Origin of the sequence: Sandarakinorhabdus rubra (genome assembly GCF_010994245.1) — a bacterium.
Taxonomy (GTDB): domain Bacteria; phylum Pseudomonadota; class Alphaproteobacteria; order Sphingomonadales; family Sphingomonadaceae; genus Sandarakinorhabdus; species Sandarakinorhabdus rubra.
Map to the genome: position 1 here is coordinate 1 of NZ_WMHO01000099.1, position 9,032 is coordinate 9,032.

Consider the following 9,032-nt stretch of genomic DNA (forward strand, 5'->3'; position numbering starts at 1 on the left):
CGCTGCCGTGGCCGCTGCTGGGTGCGCTGGTGGTGGCGCTGGTGGCCAGCGCCGGGATCACAGCGTTGGTCGCCGGCCGGCGGGCGCTGGGGCCGGGCGCGGTGCTGGCCGTACGGGCAGACTGGTGATGCGCCGCCTCCTGCTGCTGCTCCTGACGCCACTGCTGCTGGCGGCCGATTTTGCCCCGGTGCGCCCTGGCGTGCCCTTGCGCTTCCCGGCTGATCATGGCGCCCACCCCGAATTCCGCACCGAATGGTGGTACATCACCGGCCAGATCGACACGCCGCAGGGCCGCAAGGGCTTCCAGGTCACCTTCTTCCGCACCAAACCAGGCATCGCGGCCGATCATCCCTCCCGCTTTGCTCCCACCCAGGTGATCTTTGCCCATGCCGCGCTGGCCGATCCGGCCCGTGGCCGGTTGCTGCACGCCGCGCGCATCGCCCGCGCCGGTTTCGGGCTGGCCGAGGCGAAACTGGGCGACATGGACGTGAAGCTGGACGATTGGCGGCTGTGGCGTGGGCGCGACGGCCGCCTCCACGCCCGCGCTGGTGATCGGGACTTTGCCCTCGATCTGGTCTTCACCCCCACGCAGGGCGTGATCCTGCAGGGGGAGGGCGGCTACAGCCGCAAGGGGCCGCACGCGCATGAGGCCAGCCATTATTACAGCTGGCCCCATCTCGCCGTCTCCGGCCGGCTGAACGGCAAGCCGGTGACCGGCACGGCCTGGCTGGACCGGGAATGGTCGTCCACCCTGCTCAATCCCGGGGCCGTGGGCTGGGACTGGCTGGGCCTCAACCTCGATGGTGGCGGCGCCCTCACCCTGTTCCGGGTGCGGGACGGGAAGGGTGGCGCATTGTGGGCGGGCGGCAGCCACCGCGCCGCCGATGGCCGCCTCACCGTGCTGGGCCGTGAGGATGTGCGTTGGCAGGACGCCGGCTGGTGGGAAAGCCCGCGCAGCAAGGCGCGCTGGCCGGTGCGTCCCCAGGTCGAATATCGGGTCGGCGGGCGCTGGCAGCGCATCGCCGTCACGCCGCTGATGCCCGACCAGGAACTGGACAGCCGCGCCGCCGGCGGGCCGCTCTATTGGGAAGGTGCCGTCACCGTGCCTGGCGGGCGCGGCTACCTGGAACTCACCGGCTATGGCCTACCGCTGCGAATGTAGTGTTGCAGATGGGAAGGCCGGGCGGCTAACAGCGGCGGCAGGCAGGGGTGCCATAGATCGTGGGGACAGACTTTGACTGACACCGGCCTGATTGCGCCCGAATTTGCGCCCGCTGCCCCGCGCGGGTTGTGCACCGATTGCGGCGTGTCGCGCACATCCACGCCCACCGATTGCGGCACCGCCTGCCAGTTCATCAAGCCCGACTATGCCGCGATGGAAGCCCAGGTGCACGGCCGGGCCCGCGATGAAAGCCGGCCTGACGAGCTGTTCTTCGGCCCGTTCCAGCGCATGGCCAAGGCGCGGCTGAAACAACCGTCTGCAGGCGCACAATGGACCGGCATCACCAGCCGGCTGGGCGAGCGGTTGCTGGAAACCGGCGCAGTCGATGCGATCCTCACCATGGCGCCCGACCCCAGCGACAAGTGGCGCCCGCGCCCGGTGATGGTGATCAGGCCCGAAGCCATGGCGCAGGTGCGCGGCATGCGCATGGGGTACGCGCCGTTGCTGGCACTGCTGGAACCGGCCCGCGCCGCTGGGTTCAAGCGCATCGGCATCATCGGCATCCCGTGCCAGATCCACGCGCTGAGAAGGCTGGAGGCCAAGCTGGGCTTCGAGCGCCTCTACGTGATCGGCACGCCGTGCAGCGACAACACCACGACCGAGAATTTCCACGAATTCCTGTCGCTGCTCTCCGACCAGCCGGAGACCATCACCTATCTCGAATTCAAGGCCGATTATCATGTCGAGCTGCGCTTCGACGACGGCAAGCGCAAGGACATCCCCTTCCTGATGCTGCCGCTGTCTGATCTGCGGCCGGATTTCTTCCCGCTCACCTGCCGCACCTGCGTCGACTACACCAACAGCCTGGCAGACATCACTGTTGGCTACATGGGCGGCACCGGTGAGCAATGGCTGCTTGTCCGCAACGATCGCGGCGCCGAACTGCTCGGCCTGCTGGGGGACGAGGTGGCGCTGGCGGAACCCGACGACAACGGCAAGCCCGATGGCTCCAAGCGTGCCGGGCCGGTGAAGGGCTTCCTCGCCAACACCGAACGCGCCGCCGGCGGTCTCCCACTGCGCCGCATGCCGAAATTCATCCGGCCGCTGGTGGGCAAGCTGATGCCGCTCGTCGGCCCCAAGGGCAAGGAATTCGCCCGCACCCGCGTCGAGATGAAGGCCATCGAGACGATCTTGCACCTGCGCCGCGAGGCGCCCGCCATGATGAAGAACATGATCCCCCCGCACGTGTGGACGCTGGTGGCGCGCTATGGGCTGAAGCCGGCGCCGGGCGAACGCCGCGATTGAGCAACCCCCGCCGGGGAAGCGGCGCAGCGGCACAAATATAATAACAAATATATTGTTGTGAGATATTCAGAAATAATGTGTTATTGAGAACTGCAAATTGGCACTTTGCAAGCTCTGTAAAGGCACAATCAAAAATGAAAATTTACCTGCTATCAGTTACATCTGCCGCCGCTCTGATGATGTCCGTTTCTGCGTCTGCACAGGATTCTCGGGGAAATATTTTCGAACAATTGTTCGGCAATGTGTTCGGTAATAATCAGGCTGCTGAACAGACTCTGGAGTCCGATTGGAACCAGGGCCGCCGCCCGTTCGAGCAGCGCCGTGAACAGCTCGATGCCCGCATCGATGCCGCCGTGCGTGATGGCGCACTGAGCCGCAACGAGGCTGACGGGATGCGCCGCGAATATGAGGATATCGTGCGCCTGGAGGCGCAGTACACCGCCAATGGCCCGATGCAGCCGCAGCAGCGCGAGGACTTGCGCAACCGTTATCGCGCCCTGTCGCAGCAGGTCGGCTATCAGAACAACGGCCAGCGCAACGGTCAGTACGGCAACGGCCAATATGGCAACCAGGACAACGATCAATCTAATGACCGTTGGCAGCCACTGGCCCGGCAGGATGGGCTGTTCGAGCAGCGCCTCAACGAAGCGCTCCGCAACCGCAGCATAAGCCAGGCGGGCGCCACGCAGCTGCGCAGCGACTGGCGCAGCCTGCGCCAGCTGGAGCAGCGCTATCAATACAATGGCCTCGATGCCCGAGAAGAGGCCGATCTGAGGGCGCGCTTTGCCCGGATCGACAGCCGCATGGGCGGCATGCTGGGCGGCGGCTTCGGCAACGACCGCAACAGCCAGCGCTGGGCCCAGATGGAAACCAGAATGCAGGCTGCTCAGCGCGCCGGTCGTCTGAACGCGACCCAGGTCGGGCTGCTGCGGGCGCAAATGGGTGATCTGCAGCGCCTCGATGCCGCCTATGGCCGCACCGGTTACAGCAGCGAACAGCGCAGCTATCTGATGCGCCGTTACGGGGAACTGGATTCCTCGATCGGCTTCTATCGCCGCTGAGTGCGCGGCTGGCGGTTCACCCCGCCAGCCCCACCGCCTTCAACGTCAGGTCCCACAGGGCTTCGTTGCGCACTTCGGCCGTGGCGCGGGCCGACAGCGGCTGAGCGAAGGGCATGCGGCCTTCCTTCTGGCGATTGCCCCAGCTCCAGTGCACGCCCGATTGGGCCGCGAAGGCTGGATCGGCGACGACAGCTGCGGTGCGCTCGCCGGCCAGCGGCTGGGACACATAGCCCTTGGTGATGTTCTTCTGGAACCAGGGGAAAATTCGCTGGAAGGCCGGCGGCGTGTGGCGGAACAGGGGGGTGTCAGCCACGCAGCCGGGATAGAGGGTGTTGAACACCACGCCGGTATCGCCCCAGCGTTTCTGGAACTCGCGGCTCATGATCATGCAGGCGAGCTTTGAGTCCTTGTAGGCCTTGCCGGGCTTGAAATCTTTGCCGTCGATCATCGCGATCGGTGCCTTGAAGCCGGCCTTCAGGCCCGCCAGATCGCCGAGGTCGGCCGGGGCCGGGATCGGGATCTTGCCGCCAAACTCCTCGCTGTTTGCCGTGACCGTGCCCAGCGTGATGAGGCGCGAAGGCGTTCCGCGCCGGCCGTTCGCCTTCTTGAGATCGTCGATCAGCAGATGAGCCAGCAGGAAATGGCCGAAATAATTGGTGGCCACGCTGATTTCATAGCCTTCCGGCGAGCGCAGCGGCGCCTCCAAACGCGGCAGATAGACGGCGGCGTTCAGGAGCAGCGCATCGAGCGGCAGGTTCAGCGCATGGAATTCATCGGCAAAGCGGCGCACGCTGGCCTGGTCACCCAGATCAATGTGCAGGATGCGGCGGTTCTGCGCCGGGATGCCCACCTCGCTGGCAGCGGTCTCGGCCTTGGCCAGATCGCGGCAGGCCATGATCACCAGCCAGCCGCGGTCTGCCAGGGATTTTGACGCCCACAGGCCCACGCCCGATGAGGCGCCGGTGATGATCACCACAGGTTGTTCAGACATGGAGTCTCCGTAATGCGGGCCCTGTTCGCCGGCTCTTTGACTCAAAGCCGTGGCCGCGGCAAGGCGGGGCCTTTAGGATTGGGCCATGCAACCGCTTCCTGACTTTCTCGCAAGAGTGCAGCCGCCGGTCACGCCGGCGCTGGTGATCAGGCGGGCGGCGATGGAGCAGAACCTCGCCGCCCTGCAGGCCGCCTGTGATGCGCACGGCGTGCGGCTGCGCGCGCATGGCAAGATGCACAAGTGCAGCATGCTCGGCCGGCGGCAGGTGGCCGCCGGCGCGGTGGGCCTGTGCTGCCAGACGGTGGGCGAAGCGGAAGCCTTCGTCGCTGGCGGCCTATCCGATGTGCTGGTGACAGCGCCGGTGCCGCCGTGGGGCTGGGCGCGGCTGGCCGCACTGGTCGCGCGCGCAAGGGTGGGCGCGGTGATCGACAGCACGGCCCAGCTGGCCGGCGCCGAACAGGCGGCGCGCGCTGCCGGGGTGGTGTTCGACCTCTATGTCGATATCGATCCGGGCATGGGCCGGGCCGGGGTGGCACCAGAGGCTGCCGCCGGCCTTGCCGCTGCGATCGCCCGGTCTGCGCATCTCAACTATGCGGGCATCCAGGCCTATTGCGGGCATCACCAGCATCTGCCGCCGGGTGAGCGTGCCGCTGCCCACGCCGCCTGGACCGGGCGGCTGGACGCGCTGGTGGCGGGCCTGACGGCAGCAGGCCTCGCCCCGCCACAGGTAACTGGCGGCGGCACCGGCACGGCGGCGATGGATCTGGCGGCAGGCCTCTACACGGAGATACAGGCCGGCAGCTATGCGCTGATGGATGTCGAATATGGCGATCTGGGGGATCTGCCGTTCCTGCCGGCGCTGTATCTGGCGGCGAGCGTGGTGTCGGCCAATCACGCCAGCCATGTGACGTGCGATGCCGGGCACAAGGCGCTGCACCCCAATGGCCCGCCGCCGCGCGTGGTACAGCCGGCCGGCAGCCAGCATCGCCTGATGGGCGATGAGCATGGCGCTATTCTGCCGCCCGGCGGCGCGGCAGAGGGTGATCTGGTGTGGCTGCAGCCCGGCCATGTCGATCCCACCGTGGCGCTGCACGACGCCTTCTTCGTCGCAGACGAGGATGGCCGGCTCGAGCGCTGGCCGATCGATGCGCGCCGCGTGACGGGCTGAGCCGGCACGCTGGCTGGCAATTCAGCGCACTGCCCCGGATTGAACGGCCTGCTATCAGGCGGCCATGCAGCGCCTCACCATCTCCACCCCGGCCGGGCCGGTTTCGGCCATCAGCTGCGGGCAGGGGATGCGCCTGCACTTCGCCCACGCCACCGGCATGAATGCGCAGCTCTATGCCGCGCTGCTGGCGCCGCTGGCCGACCGCTTTGCCATCACTGCCAGCGATGCGCGCGGCCACGGCTTCACCGGCCTGCCGAGAGACCCCGAAGCGCTGACCAGCTGGGACCAGTTTGCCGATGATCTGAACCGGCTGCTCGACGTGATCGACGAGAAGGGGCCATGGCTGCTCGCCGGCCATTCGATGGGCGGCGCCGTGTCGCTGCTGGCCGCCGTGGCGTGCCCGGAACGGGTGGCGGGGCTGCTGCTGGTCGATCCGGCGATGCTGCCCTTCGATGTCGCGGCCGAGGTGCGGGCCGGCGTGGTCACGCCCAACCCGATGGCCGATCAGGCGGCGCGGCGTCGCGGGCGTTTCCATGGCCGCCACGAGGCGCGCGCTGCCTATCATGGCCGCGGCGTGTTCCGCACCTGGTCGGACGCCGATCTCGATGCCTATCTCGATGGCGGGCTGATGGAGACCGACGATGGCGTGGAACTGGCCTGCACCCCGGCCTTCGAGGCGGCGACCTTCCGTGCTGTCACCCCGAATATCGAGCCGGCGCTGGCGGCGCTTTCCTGCCCGTTCATCCTGCTGGCCGGCGAACAGGGCTCTACCGTCCGCGATGGCGAGCTGGCGGCGATGGCCGTGCACCCCAAATGCATCGCGGCCGAGCGGGTGGCCGGCACAACGCATTTCCTGCCGCTGGAACGCCCCGACCTCGTGCAGGCGGCGGCCCGCCGGCTCAGTTCGGCGGTGTCGCCGCCTTCTTCTCGGGCACGGTGAAGCGGCCGGTCACGCGGCCGCCCGGGTTGGCAGCGGTGCGGGCATCGAAGCTGCTGGTGCCGCTGTTGAGGTTCCACACCACCCGCGCGCCTTCCAGCCGGTTGCCGTCGCGGTCCATCTTCACGTTGCCGGACAAGGTGACCAGCCGGGCGTTCACGTCATAGATACCAGTGTTTGCGGTGGCGCGCATCGTTCCCTGCGCCAGCCGCACGGCGCCAAGGGCATCCAGCCGCTGCACCTGGGGATTTCCGCTGGCGTCCTTCAGATAGGTGATGCGCACGCGGTTCGCATTGAGGGTGAGATTGCCCTGGCGGATGACCACGGCGCCTGAAAAGATCGCCTCGTTCTCGGCATCCGCAATGTCGATCCGCGCGGCATCGACATCGATCGGCGCGCTTGAATCAAAACGCTGTGCCAGCGTGGGTGTGGCGCCCAACAGGGCCAAGCCGGCAAGGAGGGGACGGATCATCGCCGCCATCATGTGCCGCCGCGCTGGTTGATGCGCAAGTGGGCACCGCCGATCAGCGACACCCGCTTGCCGGCCAGATCGCCGCTCATCCGGTCGGCGCGGAAGCTGCCCATCGGCAGCCGGCCTGACACCGCGGCATCGGTTTTCACCGTACGGCGCTTCAGATCAATGAACACGGTCTCGGCATCGAGGCTGTAGCCGCCGTCGGAGCGCAGCGCCACCGGACCGGCCACTTCCAGCCGGTCCTCGTCGAGAAAATACTGCCCCGACGGCGCCGTAACGCTGGCCGGGCCATCCTTGCCATCAAGTTTGGCGGACAGCGCCTTCAGTTCCACTACCGGGACCGCACTCGATCGCTGCAGGGCGCTGTCGGCACTGATGGTGAAGGCCTCTCCGGCGCCCGTCTTGCCGCGATATTGGGCGCGGTCCACTCGCAGCCGTTCCGGTGCCAGCGCCACCTGGTCCTTGGCCAGCAGGAAGGAAAATTCCTGCGCTGCCACCAGCGGCCAGATGAGGATGGTGAGCCCGATCACCAGGGCTGCGGCTGGCAGCAGCCATTTCAGCACCGCCATGCGCTGATCATGCGGGCTGCCCGGCAGCGCCGCCTGCTGTCGGCGCGACAGCAGCCGCGGCGACAGGCCGGCGGGGGAAACAGGGGGCGAGGCCATGGCGGGTGGGCTTTCAGCAGGCCGTCACAGGTGGGAGAAGATATCAGCCTCTGGCCAGCCGACCAGATCAAGCTCGGCGCGGGCCGGCAGGAAATCGAAACAGGCCTGCGCGAGGGCCGTGCGCCCCTCGCGCGCCAGACGCTGCGCCAGCACGGCGTGGGCGCGGTGCAGATAGCGCACATCCGAGGCCGCATATTCCTTTTGCGCGTCGGAAAGCTCGGCGGCGCCCCAGTCGCTCGACTGCTGCTGCTTGGAAATCTCGACGCCCAGAACCTCCTTCAACAGGTCCTTCAGGCCATGGCGGTCAGTGTAGGTGCGGGTCAGCTTGGAGGCGATCTTGGTGCAGAACACCGGGGTCGCCCACACGCCCAGGAAGCGGTGGATCACCGCCATGTCGAAGCGGGCGAAGTGCATCAGCTTCAGCCGTTCCGGATCGGCGAGCACCGCCTTCAGCACCGGCGCGTCATACTGGCCGGGGGCAAAGCGCACGAGGTGCTCATCGCCCTGGCCGTCGCTGATCTGCAGCAGGCACAGCCGGTCGCGGTTCGGGTTGAGCCCCATCGTCTCGCTGTCAACGGCCACTGGGCCGGGGGCCAGCACACCGGCGGGCAGATCGGCTTCATGCAGATAAACGGTCATGGCCGCCCAGTTAGCAGGGCGGTGCCACCCTGTCATCCGTTGCCGAAGCCGGCTATGCCGCTGCCATGGTGTCGCCGGCCGATCTGCCCGAGGTGAAGGCGCTGCTGGTGGCAGCGGCGCGGGGAGGGCGCGACCTGTCCTATTCCGAAATGCTGCTGGCGCTGGGCTATCGCTTCAGCCGGCCCAAGATGCGGGCGCTGTGCCGGTTGCTGGACGCGATCGATGCCGAAGGCGCGGCCGCCGGGGAGCCGGAGCTGGCGGTGCTGGTGGTGCGCGAATCCGATCGCCTGCCGGGCCAGGGCTGGTGGGTAGGCCGCCGTGATGCCCCGGCCGTCTGGACCGGGCCGGCAGCGCGGGCCTTCGTTGCCAAGCTGCAGGCCCGGGCCTTTGCCTATTGGCAGGCGCGATAGGGACAGGCTCATTCGCGCTGGCGGTTGCCCCTTCGGTCGCCGCCTCTGTCACCATCACCGCGCCGGCCGCCGTCGCCGCTCCACCCGCCACCGCGGTTGCCTTCGCGGGGCGGCGGAGGGGCGCGCCAGGTGGCGGCGGGCGGCGGGCTGGCCATGGCCGGCGGGCGCGGCGGTGCGGCCTGCGCCACTGGCGGCGGCGGCGGGGACCGCGTCATGGCG

General features: G+C 68.0%; 10 protein-coding genes. 6 read left to right on the forward strand and 4 right to left on the reverse strand.

All coding sequences use genetic code 11. The features are described from left to right. Positions 1 to 127: 127 nt before the first annotated feature. From GJV64_RS07710 to GJV64_RS07720, 3 genes are all read left to right on the forward strand, one after another. Positions 128 to 1,162, forward strand: a complete 1,035-nt coding sequence (locus GJV64_RS07710; protein WP_164156683.1) for a lipocalin-like domain-containing protein — start codon at positions 128 to 130, stop codon at positions 1,160 to 1,162. A 144-nt stretch (positions 1,163 to 1,306) separates the two neighbouring features. Next, entirely contained in the window at positions 1,307 to 2,467 is a 1,161-nt protein-coding gene (locus tag GJV64_RS07715; RefSeq protein ID WP_235927652.1) for a Coenzyme F420 hydrogenase/dehydrogenase, beta subunit C-terminal domain, read from the forward strand. A gap of 176 nt (positions 2,468 to 2,643) precedes the next feature. Beyond that, positions 2,644 to 3,528 (forward strand): hypothetical protein, encoded by an 885-nt coding sequence (locus GJV64_RS07720; RefSeq protein WP_164156685.1) that lies wholly within the window; start codon positions 2,644 to 2,646, stop codon positions 3,526 to 3,528. 16 nt (positions 3,529 to 3,544) lie between these two features. On the opposite strand, the gene GJV64_RS07725 is transcribed toward GJV64_RS07720, so the two are convergent. Then, entirely contained in the window at positions 3,545 to 4,519 is a 975-nt protein-coding gene (locus GJV64_RS07725; RefSeq protein WP_164156686.1) for a protochlorophyllide reductase, read from the reverse strand. A gap of 85 nt (positions 4,520 to 4,604) precedes the next feature. Between GJV64_RS07725 and GJV64_RS07730 the strand changes: the two genes are divergently transcribed. Then, entirely contained in the window at positions 4,605 to 5,687 is a 1,083-nt protein-coding gene (locus GJV64_RS07730) for an alanine racemase (protein WP_164156687.1), read from the forward strand. 64 nt (positions 5,688 to 5,751) lie between these two features. Then, the gene (locus tag GJV64_RS07735; protein WP_164156688.1) at positions 5,752 to 6,627 is read left to right on the forward strand and encodes an alpha/beta fold hydrolase; all 876 of its coding nucleotides are present in this window, start codon (positions 5,752 to 5,754) and stop codon (positions 6,625 to 6,627) included. On the opposite strand, the gene lptA is transcribed toward GJV64_RS07735, so the two are convergent. From lptA to GJV64_RS07750, 3 genes are read right to left on the reverse strand one after another with little or no spacing between them, the layout of a single operon-like run. Next, positions 6,587 to 7,096 (reverse strand): lipopolysaccharide transport periplasmic protein LptA, encoded by a 510-nt coding sequence (lptA, locus tag GJV64_RS07740; protein WP_164156689.1) that lies wholly within the window; start codon positions 7,094 to 7,096, stop codon positions 6,587 to 6,589. The genes GJV64_RS07735 and lptA overlap by 41 nt on opposite strands. Positions 7,097 to 7,104: 8 nt before the next feature. Further along, complete coding sequence (gene lptC / locus GJV64_RS07745; protein WP_164156690.1) at positions 7,105 to 7,764, reverse strand: LPS export ABC transporter periplasmic protein LptC; 660 nt, start codon at positions 7,762 to 7,764, stop codon at positions 7,105 to 7,107. Between the two features lie 24 nt (positions 7,765 to 7,788). Further along, positions 7,789 to 8,403, reverse strand: a complete 615-nt coding sequence (locus GJV64_RS07750; protein ID WP_164156691.1) for a ribonuclease D — start codon at positions 8,401 to 8,403, stop codon at positions 7,789 to 7,791. 65 nt (positions 8,404 to 8,468) lie between these two features. Here GJV64_RS07750 and GJV64_RS07755 point away from each other — a divergent pair, with 65 nt between their 5' ends. Further along, complete coding sequence (locus tag GJV64_RS07755) at positions 8,469 to 8,813, forward strand: ribose-phosphate pyrophosphokinase (protein WP_164156692.1); 345 nt, start codon at positions 8,469 to 8,471, stop codon at positions 8,811 to 8,813. The last annotated feature ends 219 nt before the right edge of the window (positions 8,814 to 9,032 follow it).

Excerpts from the sequence above, each read along its gene's own strand:
- lptA (WP_164156689.1), bottom strand. The coding sequence starts at position 7,096 with ATGATCCGTCCCCTCCTTGCCGGCTTGGCCCTGTTGGGCGCCACACCC.
- GJV64_RS07755 (WP_164156692.1), top strand. The coding sequence starts at position 8,469 with ATGGTGTCGCCGGCCGATCTGCCCGAGGTGAAGGCGCTGCTGGTGGCA.
- GJV64_RS07710 (WP_164156683.1), top strand. The coding sequence starts at position 128 with ATGCGCCGCCTCCTGCTGCTGCTCCTGACGCCACTGCTGCTGGCGGCC.
- GJV64_RS07730 (WP_164156687.1), top strand. The coding sequence starts at position 4,605 with ATGCAACCGCTTCCTGACTTTCTCGCAAGAGTGCAGCCGCCGGTCACG.
- GJV64_RS07735 (WP_164156688.1), top strand. The coding sequence starts at position 5,752 with ATGCAGCGCCTCACCATCTCCACCCCGGCCGGGCCGGTTTCGGCCATC.
- GJV64_RS07750 (WP_164156691.1), bottom strand. The coding sequence starts at position 8,403 with ATGACCGTTTATCTGCATGAAGCCGATCTGCCCGCCGGTGTGCTGGCC.
- GJV64_RS07725 (WP_164156686.1), bottom strand. The coding sequence starts at position 4,519 with ATGTCTGAACAACCTGTGGTGATCATCACCGGCGCCTCATCGGGCGTG.
- lptC (WP_164156690.1), bottom strand. The coding sequence starts at position 7,764 with ATGGCCTCGCCCCCTGTTTCCCCCGCCGGCCTGTCGCCGCGGCTGCTG.
- GJV64_RS07720 (WP_164156685.1), top strand. The coding sequence starts at position 2,644 with ATGATGTCCGTTTCTGCGTCTGCACAGGATTCTCGGGGAAATATTTTC.